The sequence below is a fragment of the Bradyrhizobium sp. USDA 223 genome, from assembly GCF_044909005.1.
GTDB classification, from domain to species: Bacteria; Pseudomonadota; Alphaproteobacteria; order Rhizobiales; family Xanthobacteraceae; genus Bradyrhizobium; species Bradyrhizobium yuanmingense.
Genome location: NZ_JBIYDR010000001.1, coordinates 7,777,261 through 7,798,921, shown reverse-complemented (window position 1 = coordinate 7,798,921; position 21,661 = coordinate 7,777,261). Strand labels below are relative to the sequence as shown.

Here is a 21,661-nt window from a genome sequence, read left to right as displayed (position 1 = left end):
GATCGGGCCTATCGCGACGACACGAGGGCGAGCTGGTCGTCGGGCACGCGACGACCATGCGAGGCGTTGAGCAATTGCCGGATCCGCACCGCCGGTACGGGCCGGCTGAACAGGTAGCCCTGCCCTTCGGTCACGGTGCCGTCGGCGCTGATCAGCTCGAGCTGCTCATTGGTCTCGATGCCTTCGACCACGACGGCCATGCCGAGATCGGCGGACAGCCGCGCGACACCGCGCAGCAGCGTCAGCGGCCGGTCGGAATCGATGCCTTCGAGGAAGGAGCGATCGATCTTCACCTTCTGCATCGGGAAATTGTGCAGGTAGCTGAGGCTGGAATAGCCGGTGCCGAAATCGTCGAGCGAGATGCGCACGCCGAGCGCATGCAATTGCGACAGGATGTCGTGGGTGAGTTGGGTGTTGCGCAGCAGCGAGGACTCGGTGATCTCGATCTCAAGACGATGCGCCGGCAGGCCCGACACTTCGAGCGCGTAGCGGATTTCGTTCAGGACGTCGCGCTGGTGGAATTGTTGCGGCGAGAAATTGACGGCGACGCTGACACCCTCCGGCCACTTCATGCATTCCATGCAGGCGCGGCGCAGGATCCAGCGGCCGAGATCGACGATCAGGCCCATGTCCTCGGCGACCGGGATGATGTCGACCGGGGAGACCGTGCCGCGCACCGGATGATTCCAGCGCAGCAGCGCTTCGCAGGTGGTGATCTTGCCGGACCTCAGATTGACCAGCGGCTGGAAGAACAGCTCGAATTCCTCGTTGGCGAGCGCCTTGCGCAGGTCGAGCTCGAGGATGCGGCGCTGCTCGACGGTCGCGGCCATCTCGTCGCGGAAGAAACAATAGGTGCCGCGGCCGTCGGCTTTGGCGCGGTACAGCGCCATATCGGCGTTCTTGAGCAGCGTGTCGGCGCTGGTGCCCTCCGGCGAGGTCAGCGCGATGCCAACGCTGGCGCCGATCTCGACCAGATGATTGTCGATGCGGTACCGCTCGCTCAACCGCTCGACGATGCGGCGGGCGAGTGCCGCGGCGTCCTCGGGCGCCGTGAGGTTCTGCTGGAACACGACGAACTCGTCGCCGCCGAACCGGGCGACGAAATCCTCGGGGCGCAGCATCTCGCGCAGGCGGTTGGCGACGGCGCACAGGAGCTGGTCGCCGCAGGGATGGCCCAGCGTGTCGTTGACCTGCTTGAACTGGTCGAGGTCGATGAACAGCAGCGCAGAGAGCTGCGCCGCATCGTGGGAGACAGCCAGCAGGTGCTCGATCTGGTCGCGGAAGTTGACCCTGTTCGGCAACGCCGTCAGGTCGTCGTATCGCGCAAGATGGGTGATCTTGGCCTCTGCGTTGCGCCGCTCGGTGATGTCCTCGAGCAGCAGCACCGCCCCTCCGTCCGCCATCGGCTGAACGGTCCAGCACAGCGACCGATTTCGCTCCAGGTTCGCCTCGGCGGTGATGATCTCCTTCTCTCGCGAACTTTCGATGCCGGCGACGATATGCTCGCCGTCCGCGCTCGAGATGGATCTTGCCTGCACGCACGCCGCGATGATGTCGCGCGCACTGGCGCCGCTCCGAGGCAGATGGTCGGGCAGGTTCATCATCGCCGCGAAGCGGTGATTCATCACCGCGAGCTGGCCATCGCGATGGAACATGCAAAGACCGTGCGGCATGTTGTTGAGGGCGGTATCGAACTGGCCCGCAAGTGCGGCTTCGCGTTCGCGCGCCACCACGGCGCCCATGAAGATCCGGTGCAAGTTGACCGAGAGCTGCATGATGGCCAGCAGGAAGGCCGCGCTCACAACGGCCATCGCGATGTAGTAGGGCGTGCCGCGCCACGCCAATGCCAACACCGCGGGGGCGAAAATGAGCAGCGCCTGCAGATGGAAAATCGACGGTCGTCCGTACGCCCTTCCCGCTCCCCCTGCGGCGATGCCTGTCGTGACCGACAGGGCAATCATATGCGCGACCGCGTCGTCGGTGGCGAGCAGAGTCGTGCCGCACCAGATGCCGATCGCTGCAGCTTGGATCTTCGCGCCGATCTGATACCGCGCCTGCCAGCGTTTGGCCGCCTCGGCGGTCACGCTCGACTTGCGTCCCTGATAGCGCCGCAAATCGATCGCCCGCACCGTTCCGGCCAAGACAAGCAGCGCCACGCACGCCCAAATCAGGGGCTCACCTGTCTTCAGCGCAGTCAGCGCAGCACCGATCGACACGAAGATGAGACCGGCCAGCAGCGGTCCGGGCGCTTCAAAGAGCGAATCGATCTGCGCCGCCGGATTGACCGGCGGCGGCTGCCCCTGCTCTCCGCTCTGGCTTGCGAACTGCATTTTGGTTTGTACGCGCGTCCTGTTCAGCGCGTAGTCTTACCCAGCCGAGATGAAGCTTTTCTGAGGGAACATCGTTAAAGTCGGGTTGTTTTTCGGCAATAGCGAAATGATTTCTGCTGGAATATCAAGCAGGTAGGCAAGCCTTGCCGGGCGCAAGGTGAAGGAAGTGTTGCCGTTCACGGCAAACTCGGAAAAAATCGGCGCGGTTTTTCGAAAACATCGCGCGTCTGAACGCGCGATGTTTCAACTGCGCCGTTGTCAGCCCGAGGTCGAGGACAACAGTGGCGACCATGCCGGGTCCGAGGCAAAACCCGGCGTCGGCACTTTCAATTCGTTGCGGCCGGAGATGTCGACCGAGTACAGCGACGGTCCGCCATTGCCGCCAGGATCGCGGAAGAACATCAGCACGCGGCCGTTCGGCGAGAAGGTCGGGCCTTCGTTGTGAAAGCCGGAGGTGAGCAGCCGCTCGCCCGAGCCGTCGGGCTTCATGACGCCGATCGCGAACTGCCCGCCGCCCTGCCGGGTGAAGGCGATGTAGTCGCCCTTCGGCGACCACACCGGCGTCGAATAGCTGGCGTTGGTGTCGTCCTTGGAGAAGGAGATGCGCTGCGCCTGTCCGCCGCCCGCACTCATCACGTAGATCTGCGACCTGCCGCCACGATCGGACTCGAAGCAGATGCGGCTGCCGTCGGGCGAATAGGACGGCGAGGTGTCGATCGCCGGCGTGTCGGTGAGACGCGTGGTCGAGCGCGAGCGCAGATCCATCACGAACAGGTTGGAATTGCCGCCCTGCTGCAGGCTCATGATGACGCGCTGGCCGTCCGGCGAGAAGCGCGGCGCAAAGGTCATGCCCGGGAAATTGCCGACGATCTCGCGCTGGCCGGTCTCGATGTTGTAGAGATAGACCTTCGGATCACCCTGACCGAACTCCATGTAGGTGATCTCTTGCGAGTTCGGCGAGAAGCGCGGCGTCAGCACGAGATCGGAGCCGCGGGTCAGATAGCGCACATTGGCGCCGTCCTGATCCATGATCGCGAGGCGCTTGACGCGGCGCTCCTTCGGCCCGGTCTCGTCCACGAACACGACGCGGCTGTCGAAATAGCCCTTCTCGCCGGTCATGCGCTCGTAGATCTGGTCGGAGATGATGTGGGCGATGCGGCGCCAATATTCCGGCGAGGTGAAATATTGCTGGCCGGCGAGCTGCTGGCCGGAGATGACGTCCCATAGACGGAATTCGGCCTTGAGCCGCCCGTCCGGCTGCCGCGTCATGCGGCCGGTGACGAGCGCCTGCGCGTTGATGGTCTTCCAGTTCTGGAATTGCGGCGCGACATCCATGTTGTTGATGCGCTCGATGAAGGCGGCCTGATCGATCGGCGCGAACAGGCCCGAGCGCTTCAGATTGTTGGTGATGACCTGCGTGACGCCGTTGCCGACGTCGCCATCGGAGGGCGAGCCGGGCAGGAAGTTGCTGATCGCGATCGGGATCGGCTGGAATTCGGTGGGATTGATTTCAAGCCGCTTTTGCGGTTGGGCGAGCGCATGTCCAGCCCCAAGCGTCGCAAGCGCGGATCCGGTCAGCGTCATGAAGCGGCGGCGGTTCATCGATCGAATGTCATTCATCGCAAAATTCTTTTGTTCGGATGTCACAACATATCCTTCAGGCCGAAGCGCATCGGAATGGTCTTCCAGGTGTCATACTGCTGCTTCGGCAGGAACGAATAGACTTGACACTGGACGATGGCACGCTTGCCACTCTCCGCCACGGCCTGAGCGATCGACCTGGACGGTCCACGCGCTGCAACGACAACCGGCTCGGATGCCAGTGTTCCATCGATCTTCATAAAAATATCGATGTCGACTTCGTATTGGTCGGCATCCTGCCCGTTGTAGGTGGGCGTGAAGCAGCGCCTGACCGCCGACATGAACGCGCCCTGCCAGGTCGCAACATTGTTGGCGGCCGTCCCGGTTGCTGCTCCCAGCGACGCCGATGCATTCAGCGCCGCGCCGGTCTGCTCGTGCCGCGTCGCGGCGCGCTTGTCGAGGTCGCGCTGGATCTGCGCGGGGTCGAACGTGCGCTCCTTGGGCTTGGGCTGCTGCTGCGGCTGCACCGCCGCGACCTTCTGCTCCACGGGCTTCGGCGGCGGCTTCTTGGTCTCCATCTTCTTCTGCAGCTCGGCGATCGGATCTTCCTTGGCCGGATCAGGCTTCTTTTCCTGCGGCTTCGGCTCTTCCTTCGGCTTGGCCTCCGCCACGGGCTTCGGCGGCTCCGGCTTCTTCTCCACCGGCTTCTCGACCGGCTTCGGCGGCGGCTCCGGCTGGGAGTTGGTCTTGATCAGCTCTTTCTTCTCGGTGACCTTGCCGACGGCGTCTTCCTCGGGCTTGGGCTCCGCGATCTTCTCGACCTTCGGCTTCGGCTCCTCCTTCTTGCCGGTCTTCTGCCCCGCCATCATCTTGGCGAGCTGATCGGAGGAGATGATGTCGATCGGAAGCGATTCCTGCGTAGCGATGTAGGCCTTGCTGCTGAAGGTGACGAGCCCCCATCCCAGCACGAGGACATGCAGGGCAATCGACGCAACGAGTGTCTTGTCGACGTTCACCTTCACGGCCTCAAGACCCCTGATCCGCTTCCGTGACGAGCGCCAGCTTCTTGAATCCGGCGCCCGAGAGCTGGCCCATCACCTTGGCCACGGTGCCGTAATCCGCCTTCTTGTCGGCGCGCAGATAGATGCGTTCCTCGAGGCCGCCGCGCGCATCGGTGATCGCCTTCAGCTTCGGGATCAGCTCGTTCAGCGCAATCTCGGTGTCGTTGATGAACACCTTGCCCTTGATGTCGACCGACATCTGGATCGGCTTCTGGTCGTTGTTTTCGAGGCTCTTGGCACTGGTCTGGGGCAGGTCGAGCGGGACGCCGACCGTCAGCATCGGTGCCGACACCATGAAGATGATGAGCAGCACCAGCATGACGTCGACCATCGGCGTGACGTTGATCTCGGCCACGACCGGCTTGCGCCGGCCGCGGCGCCCGCCGCCGCCGGACGAACTCGCAACGTTCATGGCCATGATCGCGTGCCCAGATTGCCCTTCACACTATACATGCCGTCCGTCAGCCCCGCTCGTCGATCTGACGAGACAGAATGGCTGAAAATTCATCAGCAAAGCCCTCGAGCCGCTGGGCCTGCCGGTTCACCTCGGAGGTGAACTTATTGTAGAAAATAGTGGCAGGAATGGCGGCGATAAGGCCGACGGCGGTCGCAAACAGCGCCTCGGCGATACCGGGGGCGACCACCGCCAGAGAGGTATTTTTCGAGGCCGCGATCGACTGGAAGCTCGACATGATGCCCCAGACCGTGCCGAACAGGCCGACGAAGGGGCCGGCGGAGCCGACGGTCGCCAGCACCAAAAGGCGCCGTTCCAGCCGCTCGACCTCGCGCGCAATCGAGACGTTCATCACCTTGTCGATGCGCATCTGAAGCCCTGCGACCGAGCGGGCATGGCTCTCGAACGAGCGCTTCCATTCGCGCATCGCCGCCACGAAGCAGGCCGCCATGGAATGCGTCGGCTTGGCCGACAGCGTGCGATAGAGCTCCTCGATCGACTCGCCGGACCAGAACGCCTGCTCGAACCGGTCCATCGAGCGGCGGGTGCGCGCGTAGAGAAAGATCTTGTCGATGGCGATCGCCCAGACCCAGACCGAGCAGGCCAGAAGCCCCAGCATCACCGCTTTCACGATCCAGTGAGCCTGCCAGAACAGCGCGATCAGCGACACGTCGGCGGAGGCAGCAACCGGAAGGGCTGACTGAGCCAATTCGGCCGGATTCATAAGCAGTATCCTCTCAAGGCGATCGTTACCTAATGTCCTTCGGCCAGCAAATCGCGGCCGGTGTTCCCCAACAGCCGCGCTGGACCCGCGCGGCGGGCAAGCCCGCTCAAAGCCTTGTCTTTCTGGGGTGCAGGGCTCGTCCAAAGGCTCGTCAAAAGCCGGCCGCCTGCATTCCCCGCCAAGATGTCAAAACTAAGGGGCCTCGACCCCAGGCCTTGACGTCGGGCTCCGGGCACGCCTGTCCGCACATACCAGAGCCCGCCGATGGTTAATGCGGGGTTACCGGCGGCGCATTTGGTTGCAGGAAAGGCAGTCCGTGCAGGGGGATGGACCCCGGATCCCGTGTTCCGGACGCACCGGCCGGAGGAACCTGCTCTCGCGCCAAAAATTGTCCGGAAAATCACTCTCAGCGAGGTCCTGCCATGTCCATCAACCCCAAGACGACCGCCGCGATCGGCGATCACCCGCTCCACCCCATGCTGATCCCGTTCCCCGTCGCGTTCCTGGTCGGCGCCCCCATCGCCGATCTCGCCTTCATCGGAACCGGCGACGGTTTTTGGGCACGCGCCGCGATGTGGCTGATCGGCGCCGGCATCGTCATGGCGCTGGTTGCCGCCGCAGCCGGCTTTACCGACTTCTTCAGCGAGCCGCGCATCCGCCGCCTGAACGACGCCTGGTACCACATGATCGGCAATCTCGCGGCGGTGGTGCTGGCCCTGGTCAATTTCTATCTCCGCTACGCCCAAGGCGCGGAGGCGGCGATCAACCCCTGGGGCGTCGTGCTGTCCCTGGTCGTGGTCGGCATCCTCCTGTTCACGGGATGGAAGGGCTGGGAAATGGTCTACCGCCACCACGTCGCGGTGCTGGACGCGCCGGGCCAGACCAGCTCGGAGCCGGTCAACCCGCATCATGGCGGCGAAAGCCACCGCCGCGCCGCCTGAGCGACAGTCAAGCGGACGAAGCGGCCGCAAGGCAATTGGTGAGCCGCGCGGGATTGCCGATTGCGGTGCAGCCGCCAGGCACGTCACCGGTCACGACAGTCCCGGCGCCGATCTTGGCGAAGTCGCCGATCTCGATGTCGCCGAGGATGGTCGCGCCGGAGCCGATGAACACGCCGCGACCGATGCGAGGCGAGCGCATCGGCAGGTCGCCATGGCGTCCGATGCTGACATTCTGAAGGATGGTCGCCTCGTCGCCGATGACGACATTGGCACCGATCACGATGCCGGTGGCATGGTCGAGATAAACCGACGAGCCGAGGCTCGCGGCCGGATGAATGCTGACCTGCAGGACGTTCGAAGCCTCGTTCTGCAACAGCAGCGCCGCATCACGATGGTCATGACGCCATAGCCAGTGCGAGACGCGCCAGGACTGCAGCGCGACATAGCCCTTGAAGTGCAGCAGCGGCGGCAACAATCCGGCGATGGCGGGATCGCGGAGCACGATGGCGGTTAGGTCGCGGCCGGCCGCTTCGACCAGATCCGGTTGGCCGCGAAAGGCATCGCGGGAAAACGTCGTGAAGCGCTCGCGATCGGCGGCGCTGCCGCCCAGCCGACGCCCGATCAGATCGGCCAAGGCAGCGGTAAAATCGTCATGGGCAAGGATGGCATCGGCGACAGCCTTGCCGAAGACGGGATCCGCCGCTGCGGCGCGCCGCGCCTCGCCGCGTATCTCCTGCCAGAGGATGTCGCTCGCCATGATCGCAGTCTCCGTCCGCATTGCCGCCTGCGGTGTTTTGACGCTTGCTTCTCGCTGTCGAATATAGGACCCAGGCCGCCTGCGCGCCAATTGGCGTCGGCAACACGCGCGGCCACCTGTGCGCCATGCTCCCCGTAAGGCTACGGGCTTGCTTGCCAGAGAGCTGCGGCCACCCTTCGGCCGAAGCCCGCGGTGGCATCCGCGGGTTTTGGTACCCGCCGGACGTCAAGCTGCCGGATCCAGTTCCGAATCCACGTCATCCGAGGTCACGCTCAAATATGTCGCCCAACGCCCCCGCCGACGACCAGCACGACGACATCATGTATCCATCCGCCCTGCCGTTCCTGCTGGTCCATCTCGGCTGCCTTGCGGCAATCTGGTCGGGCGTCACCTGGCAGGCGGTCGCGATCTGCGTCTCACTCTATTGCTTGCGGATGTTCGCGATCGGAGCCGGCTACCATCGCTATTTCTCGCATCGGGCGTTTGCGACCAGCCGGGTGTTTCAGTTCATCCTGGCCTGCCTTGCGCAAAGCAGCGCCCAGAAGAGCGTGTTGTGGTGGGCGGCCAAACATCGCCACCATCACCTGCATTCCGACACCGAAAACGACGTGCATTCACCGCGTCACCGCGGCTTCCTCTATAGCCATCTCGGCTGGATCTTTTACCGGCAGCACGACGCAACCGACCTCGTGAAGGTCGGCGATCTCGCCGCCTATCCCGAGCTGATGTGGCTGCATCGGCTGGAGCTGCTGCCGGCGTTCGTGCTGGCAGGGCTCTGCTTCCTGGTCGCAGGATGGTCGGGTCTGGTGGTCGGCTTTCTCTGGAGCACTGTGCTGGTCTATCACGCGACCTTCTGCATCAATTCGCTTGCCCATGTGCACGGGCGCAAGCGCTACGTGACCGGCGATGATTCCCGCAACAACTGGCTGCTGGCGTTGTTCACGCTGGGTGAGGGCTGGCACAACAATCACCACGCCTATCAGAGCAGCGTGCGACAGGGCTTTCGCTGGTGGGAAGTCGACGTGACCTATTACATCCTGACGCTGCTGTCGTGGATCGGCGTCGTCTGGAACATGAAAGCGCCGCCCGAACAGGTGCTGCGCAACGAGCAGCCGCTCGGCGCGCGGGTCATCCAGCGGGCCGCCCGCCAGCTCGCCGGACGGTTCGATGCGCAGACCCTGGCGCATGCGATTTCGTCGGCACGCCGCCGTGCCGATCTCGCCCAGTTGCAGCTGCCGTCGCTGCACGACATTCTCAATCGCGCGCATGAAGGTGTCGACGCGCTGACGCATCTGCATCTGCCGAAGATCCCGACCCGCGAGGAGTTTCTCGCGGAGGCCAAAGCGATGTTCGCGCGCACGCGATCGCTCAACGAGATCGTCGACCACGCCTACGAATACTTCCTGGCCTCGGTTCACGCGCAACTCGCCGCAGTGCGCTGAAACTTCACGCCATGCGACACCGGCCGGCAGCGGTCATGCTGCCGGGGCGCGTCCATCGCGGGCGCGGCCGGGGTCAGCCTGCTTGCGGAGGCTGAGCGCATAGAGCCAGCCGCCTGCGGCGATCAGCACCGGCAGGACGAAAAGCGCGAAATCGCGGAGCAGGATCATGGGACGATACTTCCCTTCGCGAACGACACCGCGCGGCTGAGTGCGTACGATGCGCCCCAATATAGATTGGCGCTGAGAAACAACCGCCAGGACTCACCGAGCTGCCATTCCGGGTAGAGCTGAACTTCCGTGGGCCACCCACTGAGGAACGCAATCGCCACCGGCACCACAGGGCCGAAGCGCTCGAACAACACGGCCGCGCGCTCGAACAATCCGAGGCGCTGGCCGATTTGTTTGCGTTCAATATTGGTCATGATCGTGCCCGTCGGCGCCGCGGAGGCGCAGTCAAGGCTTGGTCGGTGCTCGCGCGGTCCGGGTTCTATCGACCCTGCACATCTGCGTGATGGGCCTCGCAAAGCCCTCGCAGGCGCTTCGCATCGCCAGGACGACCATCGAAGTTTGACATAAACCAAACCGCCCGCCTGCGGGTTGCGCAGACGGGCGGCTCGAGGCCATCAGGACTTTGGGGGCATGCGCCTGAAGGCTTGAGAGGTGGACTTCTTCAGATCAGCCCTGCTGCTGGTCGGTCGGCGGCGGAGTCGGGCGCGTCTTGTGCTGCGCCATGAACTGGTCGAACTCTTCCTTGTCCTTGGCGTGACGCAGGCGGTCGAGGAAGTTCTTGAACTCGACCTGCTCTTCCTCGAGCCGGCGCAGCGTCTCACTGCGATACTCGTCGAAGGCTCGGTTGCCGGAGGACGGCGGCCCGAAGCCAAAGCCGAAGCCGCGGCGCTCCATGCGGTCGCGCATGCGATCCATCTTGTACTGCATCTTTTCCATCTTGTTCTGCCAGCGGTCCTGATGGCTCCAGCACGACATTCTTCTGCTCCCGAGTGTGAAAAAGAGAAGGGCAAGTCCGATCGGCCACCAGATGATGAAGCCGAGGATGGTCACGGCGATCCAGCCCGGATGCCAAGGCGTATCGAGCATGCGGGGACGCTCGTACTGTTGGTATTGGTCCGAAGGGCCGCGCCAGCGATTGACGTCAGCGGTATAGGCCATTTCCCATCTCCATCACGGCACCAGCGCCGTTGTGAATGTAAATAACATTTACATAGCTAGACTATCCCGCGATTTTGTCAAGCCGACCGCCAGACACGCCCGCGTGATTCTTCGAGCAATCTTATTTCGGCTTGCCCCAGGGACTGCCGGGCGGCAGGCCCGAACCGGAGGAAGCCTCCGGTGGCACCGGCGGCGGCTCGGCGCCCTTGCCTGAGGGACGACGGTCGGTCGGGAAGCCGAGGCCGCGCAAATAGATCAGCACCTCGGCCTCCAGCAGCTCGTCCGGCGACATCGGCAGCTTGCGGCGCGCAGCATCGCCGCGGGAAAACAGCGAGGCCACGCCGTGGGCCATCGACCAGATGTGCAAGGCCATCATCATGGCCGGCGGCCGCGGCGTGCCCGGCGGCGTCAGGGCCGCGAGCCGCTCGGCGGCGGCGCGAATGATGTTGAATGCGCGCTCGCTGGCCGCCTGAAGCGCAGGATTGGCATCCACCGGCACGCCCGATTCGAACATCGCGCTGTAGAAGGCGGGCTCCTCGCGGGCGAAGGCCAGATAGGCCTTGCCGACGCGCTCGAACGCGGTGACCGTATCGGGGCGCCCGTCGTCCCAGACCGCGGCCAGGCGCGCCTCGAACTGCTCGAAACCGCGCTGGGCGATCGAGGACAGCAGCTCGTCACGGTCGCGGAAATGCCGGTAGGGCGCCGCCGCACTGACGCCGGCCATGCGCGCGGCATCGGCGAAGGTGAAGCCGGCCGCCCCCTTCTCGGCGATCAGCCCGAGGGCCGCCTGCAACAGGGCTTCCTTCAGATTGCCGTGGTGATAGCCGCGCTCGGCGCGGCGCTGCTCCTTGCGCCAGCTCATGTGAACGACCTTTACATGAGCCGGGCGTGAAGGTCACTAGCGGCGGCCGGACTGGTTAACCCGTATTTTCACGTCATTCCGGGGCGATACGGAGTATCGAACCCGGAATGACGGGTGACCGGGGCTACATCTCCGGAATCGGCAGCACGGGCATGACCTCGATTGCTTCGCCGGGGAAGATCGCAAAATGCGGATGGTTCTCGAACAGCTTTGCAGCGTCCTCCTGCGAGGCGGCGCGCACCACCGTGAAACCGGTCAGCGCGTTGCTGACTTCCGTGATGCCGCTCCCGTCGATCCTGCGGGTCTTGCCGAGCGGGCCGCCCATCTCGACGATCACGGATTTGTGCTTCTCGACCCAGCCATGCCAAGCGGCCATGCCCGCCTGCTCCTTCGCCTTCCGCTCGGCCTCGGGCAGCGCCCGCCACGCCGCCATTTTCGATCCGCTCATGCTGCCGAGATAGACGGCGAGAAATTTATGTTCGGCGCTCATGGGTTTTCTCCTTCAGGTTGATTGGGAATCGCGCAGCCGCCGTCTCGTCTACGTCTTCAGGTCGCCAAACCCGGCGACGATCTCCTGCACTTCGGGCGAGTAGTCGGCCATCTCCTGCACTTGGCGGACCTCGATGATCTCGTTGGCTGAAGCCGGGCACTTCTTGGCCCACGCGATCGCTTCCTCGCGCGAGGCGACCTCGATCATCCAATAGCCGCCCAGGACTTCCTTGGCTTCGGCAAAGGGCCCGTCGGTGACGACGGGCTTGCCGGTCGCGAACGAGACGCGCGCCCCGGTCGACGGCGGGTGCAGCCCATCGAGCGTGATCAGCACGCCCGCATCCTTCAGCGCCTCGTTGTAGCGCATCATCGCGGCGACGCGCTCGGGATCGAGTTGAAGCTCCGGCGGCGCGTTCTCGTAGCCGAGCGGGATCATCAGCATCATGAATCGCATGGGAGTTCCTTGCTGTCTCAGTCGCTCCGATATGTCCTGCGGGCGGAAACGGCTGGCCCGCGCTCACCTCCAAGACGAACGGCATTCTGCCCGGCCGACAGTGGGACAGAAATTATTTCGAGGCCGCAGCGCAGCCGCGGCTGGCGCATTCTGGGCCGCATCGGGCTCGATCGGCTCGGCGAGGCCTTTCATGCCGGAACCAAAGCGCAGTAAAAGGGGCCGGCGCTCTCGCACGCCGCTCCCGGACGCAGGACAGATCAGCCAATGCCGCAAGCCCCGCAAAAAGTCGCCCTCGTCACCGGTGCCGCCCGCGGCATCGGGCTTGCGACCGCGAAGAAATTCTTGGCCGAGGGCTGGCGCGTGGCCCTGCTCGACATCGAGCACGAACTGCTCGGCCACGCGGTCGCGGACATCGGCCAGAGCGAGGCGACGCTGGCGCTGACCTGCGATATCGCCGACGCGGCCGCAGTCAGCGCCGCAATGACGGCGATCGAGCGGCGGTTCGGCCGGCTGGACGCGCTGGTCAACAATGCCGGCATCGCGGTGTTCGCGCCGCTGATGGAGACGTCGGATGCCGACTGGCGCCGCGTGCTCGAGGTCAACCTCACCGGACCGTTCCTCTGCACCAAGGCGGCTGTGCCTTTGATGCGCGACGGCAATGGCGGCGCCATCGTCAACATCACCTCGATCTCGGCCGTGCGCGCTTCGACGCTGCGCTCGGCCTACGGCACCAGCAAGGCAGGCCTTGCACACCTCACCAAGCAGCTCGCGGTCGAGCTCGCCTCCCTCAACATCCGCGTCAACGCGGTCGCACCGGGACCCGTCGACACCGCGATGGCGAAGCAGGTGCACACCAAGGAGATCCGAGCCGACTATCACGACGCCATTCCGCTCAACCGCTACGGCCTGGAAGAGGAACTCGCGGAAGCGATCTATTTCCTGTGCTCGGGCCGCGCGAGCTACATCACCGGCCAAATTTTGGCCGTGGACGGCGGCTTCGATGCGGCGGGCATCGGCCTGCCGACGCTGCGCGGGCAGAGGCGCAACGGGTAGGCACAGGATTTGTAGGGTGGGCAAAGGCGCAACGCGCCGTGCCCACCACTATCGCAAGTTTGCGGTGCGGATGGTGGGCACGCTACGCTTTGCCCACCCCACGAAAGCGGTTTGGTGGAGAGTTCATGCAACGCATCACCTTCCTCAAAGCTCTGATGCTTGCATCCGCGCTGCTCGCCGCCGCGCCCGCGGCGGCCGAGATCCGCATCATCCAGTCCCCGGGCGGACAGGTCGGGCCGTTCCTCGATCTGTTCGAAAAGGTCCGCGACAGTGGCGAGCGCGTGGTGATCGACGGCCCCTGCCTGTCCGCCTGCACGCTGGTGCTGAGCATCGTGCCGGGCGAGCGCATCTGCGTCACCAAGCGCGCCGTGCTCGGCTTCCATGCCGCACGCTCGGTCGATCGGCGCGGCCGCTTCTATGCCGAGCCGGAAGCATCGGTCGCGGTGCTTGCCGCCTATCCCGGTCCGGTGCGCGACTGGATCAGCCGCCGTGGCGGCCTGACCTCGCGGTTGCTGCTGTTGAAGGGGCGCGATCTCGCCGCGATCTATCCGCGTTGCCGCTGATACAGCCGGCAGCCGCCAACCGCTTTCAAAACAGCGTCTGGATCACTGGCGCCAGCTTCGCGCTGGCGCAAATGAGCATTCCCCAAAGAGCAAAGTTGATCTGTAGCGCCGCCGCCATCGGTCGCTCCCCTTGCAAGTGACGTCCATCCCAGTTTGTAGCTTTTATGACTCACCAATAACGATTCTGGCGTGCAGAGCACAGCCCAATATTGCGCCAATTGTTGTGCGATGCAGCTCGCTTCACGAAGCGGCCTCACTGCGTCCGCAAAGTGATGCGAAAGCACGACTCATATTCGGCCATGCCGGCAAGCTTGTTTTGCCTTGAGTTCCATTGAACCGACGATGCGCGTGTCTCATGCAGATTCTGCGCGCCGATTATGGAGGCAAAAGCCCGGCATGATTCGACACGGCTTGATCGTGCTCACTTTTTGCACAGCGCTGATCGGATGCGCAGAGGCGCCAGCGCAGGAACGCCGCGCCATGGCATGGGATGGCCTCGGCAAGGATCCGAACCGTCCGCATGTCGCCAAGCGGCGCGTCACGACCGGCGCGCCGGCTGCAAGTGATCCGAATCAGGAGCGCGAAAAAGTGCTCGGCACATTGCGCCCCTATTCCGAGGCGTGGTGGGCGGTCCAGGACGAGATACAGGCGGAGAACGACAGGACGCTCGGCGCCAAGCTCGTGATCTGCCCTCGCTGCGTGGAATCGTCAGCGCCGCGCGAGGACGTCACCGGATCAATCCGGTGAGAGGACAAACGGCCGATCGGCGCCTGACGTAACGAAACGTACGTCCCCTCTCCCTCAGCATTGGAGAGAGGGGATCGCAACGCGACGGTCGCGCCCAAAGCGCGATGCGATAGGATAAATCGTCATCGCGCTTTAGGTTGTTGTTTGAGCATGATCTTTTCGGAAAACCGCTTCACACTTTTCCGGATCATGCTCTATCACATGCCTTCGGCCGGGCAATTCACCATCCAGGGAATGCCGAACTTGTCGACGCACATGCCGAAGCCCTTGGCCCAGAACGTCTTGCTGAAGGGCATGGTGACGCTGCCACCGTCGGCCAGCGCGTTGAACTTGCGCTCGCCATCCGCGGGGTCTTTGACTGTAAGCGAGATTGCAAAGCCCTGCGGCTTCTGGAAATGCTCGGCCGGCGAGTCGGAGGCCATCAATACCGTGCCGTCCGGCAGTGACATCCGCGCATGCATGATCATCTTCTCACGGCCGGGCGTAGCCGGCACCTCCGGCGGCGCGTCCGATGAACGCATCATCGCATCGATCTTGCCCCCGAGAACCTTGACGTAATAGTTGAACGCGGCTTCGCAATTGTCCTGGTAGAACAGATAGGGATTGAGCATCGTTTCTCTCCTCTTCGTTTGCCTTGAGACCTATCGCTTCTCGGTGAGCTTCTTCAGGCCGGCGAGGCCGGTCTCGAAATCCTTGCCGATCATGCTGTCCATGTTGAAGAACACCTGCATCAGCTTGGACATGAACGGGGCCGGACCGTACATCGCCCATGTGACGAGTGTGGCATCGCCTTGCGGCACAAAGGTGAACTCGGCGGTGTTGTGGCCTTCGAACGGCCGCTCGAAATCAAGCTTGATCCGGAGCTTGGAGGGCCCGGTCGCCTCCAGGATCTCCATATGGCCGGCGCCGACCTTGTTGTTGCCGTCCCAGGCATAGGTCGCACCCTTCCCTGCCGAGGTTCCGCCGAACGTCCGCTTCATGGCGGGATCGCGGGTCTCATAGGGCGACCAGGCGGTCCAGCGATGGAAATCGGCAACCAGCGGATAGATCGCAGCGGCCGGTGCGTTGACGGCGAGCGAGCGTTCCACACGGAGGGTATCGGGTTTCGTCAGGGCAAAGACGAGGACGGCGGCAACGCCGGCGGCGAGAACGATGGCGATGACGGCAACGGCTTTCAGCATGGATGACTCCCCTGGTACGGGATTAAGACGAAGGGGAACGGCGGGGGCCGACAATGGGAGAGAAATTCTTTGGCGCACTGCCCGCCGCTCGTCATGGCCGGGCTTGTCCCGGCCATCCACGTTCTTGGCGTAGATGGAAAGACCGTGGATGCCCGGGACAAGCCCGGGCATGACGATGTGGAGGCAGACGGGCCTACTTTGCCTTCGTACCCAACTTCACGCTGCCATCGCTGCGCTTCGGCTGGCTGTCCCGGATCAGGCGATCGAGATGCATGCGGATGTGGGCGGCTTCGGCCGAGGTGTTGGCGAGCGCGATGGCGCGATCGAAGGCGATTCGGGCTTCGTCATTGCGGCCGAGCTGCATCAGGAAGGCGCCGCGCACGCCGTAGAAATGAAAATAATTGGCGAGCTTCGGCGCCAGCGGCTCGATCAGCTCGAGCGCGGCCTGCGGCCCGCGCACCTTGGAGACAGCGACCGCCCGGTTGAGCGTCACCACCGGCGAGGGCTGCACCACTTCGAGCGCGCCGTAAAGCAGGTCGATCTCCGTCCAGTCGGTCTCCTCCGGCGTCGCCGCGCGCGCATGCAGTGCGGCGATCGCGGCCTGAATCTGATAGGCCCCGCTGCGGCGGTGGCGCATCGCCTTGTCGATCAGCGCGAGGCCCTCCGCGATCATGGTGCCGTTCCACAACGAACGATCCTGATCGTCCAGCAGGATCAGCGACCCGTCCGCGGCAAAGCGCGCGGCGCTGCGCGCGTGCTGCAACAGGATCAGCGCGGTCAGGCCCATGATCTCCGGCTCGCTCGGAAACAGCCGCAGCAGCAGCCGCGCCAGCCGGATCGCCTCCTCGCACAGCGGCTTCCTGATCTCCGCGGTGTCACCGCTCGCCGAATAGCCTTCATTGAAGATCAGGTAGATCATCGCCGCGACGCCGGCGAGCCGTTCAGAGCGCTCGACCGCGCCCGGCGCCTCGAACGGCGTCCCGGCCTCGGCCACCTTTGCCTTGGCGCGCGTGATGCGCTGCTCCATCGCCGCTTCCGAAACCAGGAACGCGCGGGCGATCTGCTTCACCGTGAGGCCCGAGACGATGCGCAGCGCCAGCGCGATCTGCTGCGTCGCCGGCAATCCTGGATGGCAGCAGATGAACATCAGCCGCAAGATGTCGTCGCGATAGTGCGAGCCGTCGAGCCGCTCGGCCAGCTCACCTTCGGCGTCGTCGAGATCGGAGATCGCCTGGTCGTCCTCCGGCAGCGGCTGCTGCCTGCGCGCGCGTCGCACTTCGTCGATCGCAACGTTGCGGCCGACCATGATCAGCCAAGCCGCGGGATCGCGCGGCGGCCCATTCTGCGGCCAGGTCTTGAGCGCGCGCAGGCAGGCGTTCTGAAACGCCTCCTCGGCGGTGTCGAGATCGCGGAAATAGCGCAGCAGCGCGCCGACCGCCTGGGGTCGCGCCGAAGTCAGCGCAGTCTCGATCCAGGCGGTATCGGCCTCGCTCACGTCAGGTTTCCTCCAGGCCGGAACACGCCGACGGGACGCACCTCATAGGCGCCGCCGGGATTGGCGGCACCCAGCTCGCGTGCGACGTCGAGCGCGTCGTCGAGATTCTTGCAGTCGACGATGTAGAAGCCGAGCAGCTGCTCCTTGGTCTCGGCATAGGGACCGTCGAGCACCAGCGGCGGATCCTCCTTGCGCAGCGTCGCCGCCGCGGTCGTCGGCAACAGCCGCGCCACCGGCCCGAGCCGGCCCTGCCTTGTGAGCTTGTCCTGCACCACGGCGAGCTTCTTCATCACGGCCTCGTCCTGCTCCTTGCTCCAGGAGCCGACGAAATCCTCATCGTGATAGCAAAGTATGGCGTAAAGCATGGGCGGCACTTCCCTCGTCTGTACTGAAGACGCGCCAATATGCCCCGCGCCGACAGCGCTGCGGAAAAAATTTGCAAGAAAAATCCGGCAGATCGTGCCAAGGAGGGCTTTCTCGAGCGGAACCCGAAAGAGGCACTTCGAATGACCATGGGCACACTGGCCGTCCTGATCAACAGCACGCAGCAGAACTGGCTGCCGGAGCGGTGGAAGGCCCGATTCGAAGCCGTCTGCGAGGACCGCCGCGTGGTGCTGCTGCCGGACGCCGGACTCGATCCGGCGGAGGTGCATTATGCGGCGGTATGGAAGCCGGTGCCGGGCGATTTCGGGGCGTTCCCAAATCTGCGGGCGATCTTCAACCTCGGCGCCGGCGTCGACGCGCTGATGGCCGACAAGAGCCTGCCCGAGGTGCCGCTGGTGCGCGTCGCCGTGCCCGATCTCACCAACCGCATGACCGAATATGTCGTGCTGCACGTTCTGATGCATCACCGCCAGGAGCTTTACCTCCGGCAATCGCAGCGCGAGAAGCGCTGGGAGCCCAGATATCAGTGGCCGGCGAGCGCGATCACGGTCGGCGTCATGGGGCTGGGCACGCTCGGCGCCGATGCGGCCGACGTGCTGCGGCGGCTCGGCTTTCGCGTCGCCGGCTGGAGCCGCAGCCCGCGCACGATCGAGGGCGTCGAATGCTTCCATGGCGCCGCTGGCATGGACGCGTTCCTGCGCAAGACCGATATCGTGGTCTGCCTGCTGCCGCTGACATCAGACACGCACGGCATCCTCAACCGCGAGGTCTTCAAGAAGCTCAATCGCAGCAGCCCGCTCGGCGCGCCGGTGCTGATCAATGCCGGCCGCGGCGGCCTGCAGAACGAGGCTGATCTTCTCGCCTGCCTCGACGACGGCACGCTGGGCGCCGCCTCGCTCGACGTCTTCGTGCAGGAGCCGCAGCCGAAGGACAGCCGGTTCTGGACCCACCCCAAGGTGGTGTTGACGCCGCACAATGCCGCCGACACCGACGCGGATGCGATCTCGGCCTATGTCGCCGAGCAGATCGCCCGGTTCGAGGCGGGCGGCGCGCTGGAGAACGTGGTGGACCGCGCAAGGGGGTATTGAGGCTTCGCTTTAGGCTATTGTTTGAGCATGATCTTTCGGAAAACCGCTGCACACTTTTCCGGATCATGCTCTAGCTTTTAGCTCCCACCATCACGTCGATCGCGCCCTTCACGATCGCCTCCAGCTCCTTGCGCGGCACGCGGGCGCGGGAGCGGATGGCGATGGTGTGGATGGTGGCCGATGCGATCTGCGCCAGCGCGAACGTATCGGCGCTCTCCGGCAGCTCGCCTTTCTCCTTGGCGCGGCGGAAGCAACTGGCAAAGGCCTTGTCGAGCCCGGTGAGGCCGTCCAGCACCATGGCGCGGATCTCGGGATCGCCGACCGCCTCGGAGGCCGCGGTGACGACCGTGAAGCAACCGCGCGGCCCGGTGTCACCGGACAGATAGATGTCCAGCGCGGCCGCGTAGATGCGCTCCAGCCGCCGGCGCAGCGGCATCTCCTCGCGGAAGATCGCGACCATCGCCGCGCTCGCCTCGTCGCGATAGCGCTGGTAGCTCCTGATGTAGAGCTCGCGCTTGTCGCCGAAGGCGCCGTAGAGGCTCGGCCGGTTCATGCCGGTGGCGGCGCTGAGATCGTCGAGCGAGGTGGCCGCGAAACCCTGCTTGCGGAACAGATCGAGCGCCTTGCCGAGCGCGATATCGGGCTCGTAGGCGCGCGGACGGCCGCGGCGCTTAGGCCCACCGCGACCCTCGGGTTCGCCGTGGCGTTCGGGCTGATTGGCAGCAGCTGGCGGCTTCGATTTTTGTACCATTCCGCAAGTTATTCCTTGACCTCACCCATATTATGCAAGATGGTACAAAAATCAATCTGGCCAGGTTGAGCGACACCCAAAGAGGAATTGCCCAAGGAGGCTACAGATGGATCTCTATTTCTCGCCGCTTGCCTGCTCGATGGCGACACGCGTCGCGCTGTATGAAGCCGGCGCCGAGGCGAATTACCTCGAAGTCGATCCGCCGACCAAGAAGGTGCTGAGCGACGGCTCCGACTTCCGCACCGTGAATCCGATCGGCCTCGTGCCGACGCTGCGCACCGACGACGGCATGGTGCTGACCGAGAACGCTGCGATCCTGCAATATGTCGCGGACCGTTTCCCGCAAGCCGGCCTCGGCGCGAGCGCCGGCATGGAACGCACCCGGCTGCATCAATGGCTCTGCTTCATCGGCACCGAGCTGCACAAGGGTCTGTTCATCCCCATGCTCGACCGCAAGGCGCCGCAGGAAGCCAAGGCCTATGCCCTGGAGAAGAACCTGTCGCGGCTCGACTATCTCGACAATTACCTGAAAGGACGCGAGTTCCTGCTCGACCATTTCAGCGTGGCCGATGCCTATCTCGTCACGGTCATCAACTGGACCATGGCGACGCCGCCGATCGAGCTTGCGAAATGGCCGAACCTGAAGGCGTATCACGAGCGGCTGCGTCAGCGACCATCGATTGCCAAGGCGATCGCCGAGGAGTTCGAGCTGTACAAGGCCGAGCTCGCGCGGAAGAAGGCGGCGGCCTGAGGCATGACGAAATGAGGCTCGATCGCTGCACCGACGGAGGTGCGCTCCCTCTCCCGCTTGCGGGAGAGGGTTGGAGAGAGGGTGCTTCTCCAATGGGACAATCCCCAAGAGGAGAAAGCCCTCACCCGCGCCTCCGGCGCGACCTCTCCCGCAAGCGGGAGAGGTGAACGAGCCGTGGCAATCGATTCGACCTGCGCGCTATCTCGGCGGCTGCAGCGCGATGCCGTAGCGGCGATAGATGCGGTCGATCGTGCCGTCGCTGCGCAGCCGTTCGACGGCTGCGTCGATGGCTTCGCGGAACGCATCGTCCGGACGGACCATGCCGACGCCGACGTTCCAGTTCAGATCGGCCGTGCTCTCGTCACGATCCAGGATCCGGAGCGGATTGTCCGGATGGGTCAGATTGAAATAGCTCGCCGCAGTGGGCGTCACCGCCGCGGCGTCGATCTCGCGGTTCGACACGGCCTCCAGGCTGTCGCTCTCGAAGCCGAAGGTCGATATCGGCACGCGCCGCCGGGCGATGATCATGGCTGCGATCGATCCAACCTGCACGCCCACCTTGGTCGATTCGTTGAGGCTGGCGAAGGACGTGAGCGTGCTAGATGCGGGCACGGCGAGCGCGACGCCTGTGCGATAATACGGTTTGGAGATTCTCAGGCGGGTTTCGCCTTGCGCTTCGCGATCGGCGATGACGTCCAGAAGAATGTCGCAGCCGGCGCTGCGCATCTGGTACTGCGTGATGATCCAATCGAGCCTCAGCGAGACACCGAGCTCGCGTGCCAGCACCCGACCGAGTTCGACCTGGAAGCCGGGCGGATCGCCGGTCTTGTGCGCGAAGGGAAGCGAATTGGGATGTGCGCAGAGCCCGATCACGCCGCTGGATCGGATCGCCTCCAGGGGTCGCGCCGCCGCCTGCCCGGACAGAGCGATGGCGGCAGCGACGATGACGGGAACATATGCCTTCATTCCGCGCTCTCTGCGGTTCAACCCTCGCGCGGTTTCAGCGCGCGGATGTACTTGACCATCTGGTCGATCTGGGCGTCGGTGAACGCGCCGTCGAACGCCGGCATCGCCCCTTGCTTGCCGTGCTTGATGCGATTGCGGATGTAGTCGTCGTCGCGCGGCGAATTCATCAATTGCGGCCCCTTGCCCGCGGCCCGGCCGCCGTCGGAGTGACAGAAGCCGCAAGTCCCGGCGAACACCTGCTCGACCTCGAACGCCGCGTTCTCCGGCGCCGGTGTGGCGGATTGGGCCTGGGCCATCGCAGCCCACAGCAACGAGGCGCCCAGCCCCGCCAAGATCGTCTTGCAAGACAGTCTCAACAGCTACGCTCCATTCCTGAGCCACGCGGCCGCGACATCGATCGAGGAGCGGGCTTGCGCCCGC

General features: G+C 64.5%; 27 protein-coding genes. 7 read left to right on the top strand and 20 right to left on the bottom strand.

Annotated features, from left to right (window positions below; translation table 11 throughout):
* Positions 1-8: 8 nt before the first annotated feature.
* The 6 genes from ABIA40_RS36325 to tolQ form a co-directional block, all read right to left on the bottom strand.
* Positions 9-2,330 carry a bifunctional diguanylate cyclase/phosphodiesterase gene (locus ABIA40_RS36325; protein WP_157283801.1) on the bottom strand — a complete coding sequence of 774 codons (2,322 nt, stop codon included), beginning with the start codon at positions 2,328-2,330 and terminating at the stop codon, positions 9-11.
* Between the two features lie 36 nt (positions 2,331-2,366).
* Positions 2,367-2,510, bottom strand: coding sequence for a hypothetical protein (locus tag ABIA40_RS36320; protein ID WP_193760487.1), 144 nt, complete (start codon positions 2,508-2,510; stop codon positions 2,367-2,369).
* 78 nt (positions 2,511-2,588) lie between these two features.
* Positions 2,589-3,932 carry a Tol-Pal system beta propeller repeat protein TolB gene (gene tolB / locus ABIA40_RS36315; protein ID WP_035998559.1) on the bottom strand — a complete coding sequence of 448 codons (1,344 nt, stop codon included), beginning with the start codon at positions 3,930-3,932 and terminating at the stop codon, positions 2,589-2,591.
* Between the two features lie 41 nt (positions 3,933-3,973).
* Positions 3,974-4,933 carry a protein TolA gene (locus ABIA40_RS36310; RefSeq protein ID WP_128264182.1) on the bottom strand — a complete coding sequence of 320 codons (960 nt, stop codon included), beginning with the start codon at positions 4,931-4,933 and terminating at the stop codon, positions 3,974-3,976.
* A 4-nt stretch (positions 4,934-4,937) separates the two neighbouring features.
* The gene (gene tolR / locus ABIA40_RS36305; protein ID WP_036021864.1) at positions 4,938-5,390 is read right to left on the bottom strand and encodes a protein TolR; all 453 of its coding nucleotides are present in this window, start codon (positions 5,388-5,390) and stop codon (positions 4,938-4,940) included.
* A 43-nt stretch (positions 5,391-5,433) separates the two neighbouring features.
* Positions 5,434-6,150, bottom strand: coding sequence for a protein TolQ (gene tolQ / locus ABIA40_RS36300; RefSeq protein ID WP_008546343.1), 717 nt, complete (start codon positions 6,148-6,150; stop codon positions 5,434-5,436).
* A gap of 422 nt (positions 6,151-6,572) precedes the next feature.
* Here tolQ and ABIA40_RS36295 point away from each other — a divergent pair, with 422 nt between their 5' ends.
* Positions 6,573-7,091, top strand: a complete 519-nt coding sequence (locus ABIA40_RS36295; RefSeq protein WP_157283799.1) for a DUF2231 domain-containing protein — start codon at positions 6,573-6,575, stop codon at positions 7,089-7,091.
* 7 nt (positions 7,092-7,098) lie between these two features.
* Here the strand turns inward: ABIA40_RS36295 and ABIA40_RS36290 are convergent, their stop codons facing one another.
* Positions 7,099-7,848, bottom strand: a complete 750-nt coding sequence (locus ABIA40_RS36290; protein WP_404546003.1) for a DapH/DapD/GlmU-related protein — start codon at positions 7,846-7,848, stop codon at positions 7,099-7,101.
* A 278-nt stretch (positions 7,849-8,126) separates the two neighbouring features.
* Between ABIA40_RS36290 and ABIA40_RS36285 the strand changes: the two genes are divergently transcribed.
* Positions 8,127-9,290, top strand: coding sequence for an acyl-CoA desaturase (locus ABIA40_RS36285; RefSeq protein ID WP_404546001.1), 1,164 nt, complete (start codon positions 8,127-8,129; stop codon positions 9,288-9,290).
* A gap of 33 nt (positions 9,291-9,323) precedes the next feature.
* Here the strand turns inward: ABIA40_RS36285 and ABIA40_RS36280 are convergent, their stop codons facing one another.
* The 6 genes from ABIA40_RS36280 to ABIA40_RS36255 all read right to left on the bottom strand — a co-directional run bounded on the left by ABIA40_RS36280 (position 9,324) and on the right by ABIA40_RS36255 (position 12,262).
* The gene (locus tag ABIA40_RS36280) at positions 9,324-9,458 is read right to left on the bottom strand and encodes a hypothetical protein (RefSeq protein ID WP_271542926.1); all 135 of its coding nucleotides are present in this window, start codon (positions 9,456-9,458) and stop codon (positions 9,324-9,326) included.
* Positions 9,455-9,712, bottom strand: coding sequence for a hypothetical protein (locus ABIA40_RS36275; protein ID WP_404545999.1), 258 nt, complete (start codon positions 9,710-9,712; stop codon positions 9,455-9,457). The genes ABIA40_RS36280 and ABIA40_RS36275 overlap by 4 nt, the downstream gene beginning before the upstream one ends.
* Positions 9,713-9,965: 253 nt before the next feature.
* Positions 9,966-10,457 carry a DUF2852 domain-containing protein gene (locus ABIA40_RS36270; protein WP_025034098.1) on the bottom strand — a complete coding sequence of 164 codons (492 nt, stop codon included), beginning with the start codon at positions 10,455-10,457 and terminating at the stop codon, positions 9,966-9,968.
* A gap of 121 nt (positions 10,458-10,578) precedes the next feature.
* Positions 10,579-11,319 carry a TetR/AcrR family transcriptional regulator gene (locus ABIA40_RS36265; protein ID WP_128264187.1) on the bottom strand — a complete coding sequence of 247 codons (741 nt, stop codon included), beginning with the start codon at positions 11,317-11,319 and terminating at the stop codon, positions 10,579-10,581.
* A 124-nt stretch (positions 11,320-11,443) separates the two neighbouring features.
* Positions 11,444-11,809: a YciI family protein gene (locus ABIA40_RS36260; protein WP_128264188.1), complete on the bottom strand. Its 366-nt coding sequence runs from the start codon at positions 11,807-11,809 to the stop codon at positions 11,444-11,446.
* A gap of 48 nt (positions 11,810-11,857) precedes the next feature.
* Positions 11,858-12,262 (bottom strand): YciI family protein, encoded by a 405-nt coding sequence (locus tag ABIA40_RS36255; RefSeq protein WP_128264189.1) that lies wholly within the window; start codon positions 12,260-12,262, stop codon positions 11,858-11,860.
* Between the two features lie 264 nt (positions 12,263-12,526).
* Here ABIA40_RS36255 and ABIA40_RS36250 point away from each other — a divergent pair, with 264 nt between their 5' ends.
* From ABIA40_RS36250 to ABIA40_RS36240, 3 genes are all read left to right on the top strand, one after another.
* Positions 12,527-13,315 (top strand): SDR family NAD(P)-dependent oxidoreductase, encoded by a 789-nt coding sequence (locus ABIA40_RS36250; RefSeq protein ID WP_157283796.1) that lies wholly within the window; start codon positions 12,527-12,529, stop codon positions 13,313-13,315.
* A gap of 125 nt (positions 13,316-13,440) precedes the next feature.
* Entirely contained in the window at positions 13,441-13,878 is a 438-nt protein-coding gene (locus tag ABIA40_RS36245) for a hypothetical protein (RefSeq protein WP_035998510.1), read from the top strand.
* Positions 13,879-14,274: 396 nt separating this feature from the next.
* Entirely contained in the window at positions 14,275-14,625 is a 351-nt protein-coding gene (locus tag ABIA40_RS36240; RefSeq protein ID WP_157283795.1) for a hypothetical protein, read from the top strand.
* Between the two features lie 197 nt (positions 14,626-14,822).
* Here ABIA40_RS36240 and ABIA40_RS36235 read toward each other — a convergent pair whose 3' ends face one another.
* The 4 genes from ABIA40_RS36235 to ABIA40_RS36220 form a co-directional block, all read right to left on the bottom strand.
* On the bottom strand, positions 14,823-15,236 hold the full coding sequence (locus tag ABIA40_RS36235; protein ID WP_271542924.1) for a VOC family protein: 414 nt from the start codon (positions 15,234-15,236) through the stop codon (positions 14,823-14,825).
* Positions 15,237-15,266: 30 nt separating this feature from the next.
* Positions 15,267-15,806: an SRPBCC family protein gene (locus ABIA40_RS36230; RefSeq protein ID WP_404545995.1), complete on the bottom strand. Its 540-nt coding sequence runs from the start codon at positions 15,804-15,806 to the stop codon at positions 15,267-15,269.
* Between the two features lie 193 nt (positions 15,807-15,999).
* Positions 16,000-17,301, bottom strand: a complete 1,302-nt coding sequence (locus ABIA40_RS36225; RefSeq protein ID WP_404545993.1) for an RNA polymerase sigma factor — start codon at positions 17,299-17,301, stop codon at positions 16,000-16,002.
* A complete protein-coding gene (locus ABIA40_RS36220; RefSeq protein ID WP_157283793.1) occupies positions 17,298-17,666 on the bottom strand; it encodes a YciI family protein in 369 nt (122 codons plus the stop codon). The genes ABIA40_RS36225 and ABIA40_RS36220 overlap by 4 nt, the downstream gene beginning before the upstream one ends.
* Positions 17,667-17,807: 141 nt before the next feature.
* On the opposite strand from ABIA40_RS36220, the gene ABIA40_RS36215 reads away from it, so the two are divergent.
* A complete protein-coding gene (locus ABIA40_RS36215) occupies positions 17,808-18,773 on the top strand; it encodes a 2-hydroxyacid dehydrogenase (protein WP_404545991.1) in 966 nt (321 codons plus the stop codon).
* 70 nt (positions 18,774-18,843) lie between these two features.
* Here ABIA40_RS36215 and ABIA40_RS36210 read toward each other — a convergent pair whose 3' ends face one another.
* Entirely contained in the window at positions 18,844-19,524 is a 681-nt protein-coding gene (locus ABIA40_RS36210; RefSeq protein WP_404545989.1) for a TetR/AcrR family transcriptional regulator, read from the bottom strand.
* 106 nt (positions 19,525-19,630) lie between these two features.
* Between ABIA40_RS36210 and ABIA40_RS36205 the strand changes: the two genes are divergently transcribed.
* Positions 19,631-20,275, top strand: coding sequence for a glutathione binding-like protein (locus ABIA40_RS36205; RefSeq protein WP_157283790.1), 645 nt, complete (start codon positions 19,631-19,633; stop codon positions 20,273-20,275).
* A gap of 198 nt (positions 20,276-20,473) precedes the next feature.
* Here the strand turns inward: ABIA40_RS36205 and ABIA40_RS36200 are convergent, their stop codons facing one another.
* Together ABIA40_RS36200 and ABIA40_RS36195 are read right to left on the bottom strand one after the other, a co-directional pair.
* On the bottom strand, positions 20,474-21,241 hold the full coding sequence (locus ABIA40_RS36200) for a substrate-binding periplasmic protein (RefSeq protein ID WP_404545987.1): 768 nt from the start codon (positions 21,239-21,241) through the stop codon (positions 20,474-20,476).
* Positions 21,242-21,258: 17 nt separating this feature from the next.
* Positions 21,259-21,597 carry a cytochrome c gene (locus ABIA40_RS36195; protein WP_271542918.1) on the bottom strand — a complete coding sequence of 113 codons (339 nt, stop codon included), beginning with the start codon at positions 21,595-21,597 and terminating at the stop codon, positions 21,259-21,261.
* Between the last annotated feature and the right edge of the window lie 64 nt (positions 21,598-21,661).

What these genes read in the sequence shown, in the direction of transcription:
- ABIA40_RS36285 (WP_404546001.1), top strand. Translation starts at nt 8,127, where the DNA reads ATGTCGCCCAACGCCCCCGCCGACGACCAGCACGACGACATCATGTAT.
- ABIA40_RS36265 (WP_128264187.1), bottom strand. Translation starts at nt 11,319, where the DNA reads ATGAGCTGGCGCAAGGAGCAGCGCCGCGCCGAGCGCGGCTATCACCAC.
- ABIA40_RS36215 (WP_404545991.1), top strand. Translation starts at nt 17,808, where the DNA reads ATGACCATGGGCACACTGGCCGTCCTGATCAACAGCACGCAGCAGAAC.
- ABIA40_RS36280 (WP_271542926.1), bottom strand. Translation starts at nt 9,458, where the DNA reads ATGATCCTGCTCCGCGATTTCGCGCTTTTCGTCCTGCCGGTGCTGATC.
- tolB (WP_035998559.1), bottom strand. Translation starts at nt 3,932, where the DNA reads ATGAACCGCCGCCGCTTCATGACGCTGACCGGATCCGCGCTTGCGACG.
- ABIA40_RS36255 (WP_128264189.1), bottom strand. Translation starts at nt 12,262, where the DNA reads ATGCGATTCATGATGCTGATGATCCCGCTCGGCTACGAGAACGCGCCG.
- ABIA40_RS36210 (WP_404545989.1), bottom strand. Translation starts at nt 19,524, where the DNA reads ATGGTACAAAAATCGAAGCCGCCAGCTGCTGCCAATCAGCCCGAACGC.
- tolR (WP_036021864.1), bottom strand. Translation starts at nt 5,390, where the DNA reads ATGGCCATGAACGTTGCGAGTTCGTCCGGCGGCGGCGGGCGCCGCGGC.
- ABIA40_RS36220 (WP_157283793.1), bottom strand. Translation starts at nt 17,666, where the DNA reads ATGCTTTACGCCATACTTTGCTATCACGATGAGGATTTCGTCGGCTCC.
- ABIA40_RS36200 (WP_404545987.1), bottom strand. Translation starts at nt 21,241, where the DNA reads ATGAAGGCATATGTTCCCGTCATCGTCGCTGCCGCCATCGCTCTGTCC.
- ABIA40_RS36290 (WP_404546003.1), bottom strand. Translation starts at nt 7,848, where the DNA reads ATGGCGAGCGACATCCTCTGGCAGGAGATACGCGGCGAGGCGCGGCGC.
- ABIA40_RS36260 (WP_128264188.1), bottom strand. Translation starts at nt 11,809, where the DNA reads ATGAGCGCCGAACATAAATTTCTCGCCGTCTATCTCGGCAGCATGAGC.
- ABIA40_RS36240 (WP_157283795.1), top strand. Translation starts at nt 14,275, where the DNA reads ATGATTCGACACGGCTTGATCGTGCTCACTTTTTGCACAGCGCTGATC.
- ABIA40_RS36230 (WP_404545995.1), bottom strand. Translation starts at nt 15,806, where the DNA reads ATGCTGAAAGCCGTTGCCGTCATCGCCATCGTTCTCGCCGCCGGCGTT.
- ABIA40_RS36270 (WP_025034098.1), bottom strand. Translation starts at nt 10,457, where the DNA reads ATGGCCTATACCGCTGACGTCAATCGCTGGCGCGGCCCTTCGGACCAA.
- tolQ (WP_008546343.1), bottom strand. Translation starts at nt 6,150, where the DNA reads ATGAATCCGGCCGAATTGGCTCAGTCAGCCCTTCCGGTTGCTGCCTCC.
- ABIA40_RS36245 (WP_035998510.1), top strand. Translation starts at nt 13,441, where the DNA reads ATGCAACGCATCACCTTCCTCAAAGCTCTGATGCTTGCATCCGCGCTG.
- ABIA40_RS36205 (WP_157283790.1), top strand. Translation starts at nt 19,631, where the DNA reads ATGGATCTCTATTTCTCGCCGCTTGCCTGCTCGATGGCGACACGCGTC.
- ABIA40_RS36250 (WP_157283796.1), top strand. Translation starts at nt 12,527, where the DNA reads ATGCCGCAAGCCCCGCAAAAAGTCGCCCTCGTCACCGGTGCCGCCCGC.
- ABIA40_RS36275 (WP_404545999.1), bottom strand. Translation starts at nt 9,712, where the DNA reads ATGACCAATATTGAACGCAAACAAATCGGCCAGCGCCTCGGATTGTTC.
- ABIA40_RS36295 (WP_157283799.1), top strand. Translation starts at nt 6,573, where the DNA reads ATGTCCATCAACCCCAAGACGACCGCCGCGATCGGCGATCACCCGCTC.
- ABIA40_RS36325 (WP_157283801.1), bottom strand. Translation starts at nt 2,330, where the DNA reads ATGCAGTTCGCAAGCCAGAGCGGAGAGCAGGGGCAGCCGCCGCCGGTC.
- ABIA40_RS36235 (WP_271542924.1), bottom strand. Translation starts at nt 15,236, where the DNA reads ATGCTCAATCCCTATCTGTTCTACCAGGACAATTGCGAAGCCGCGTTC.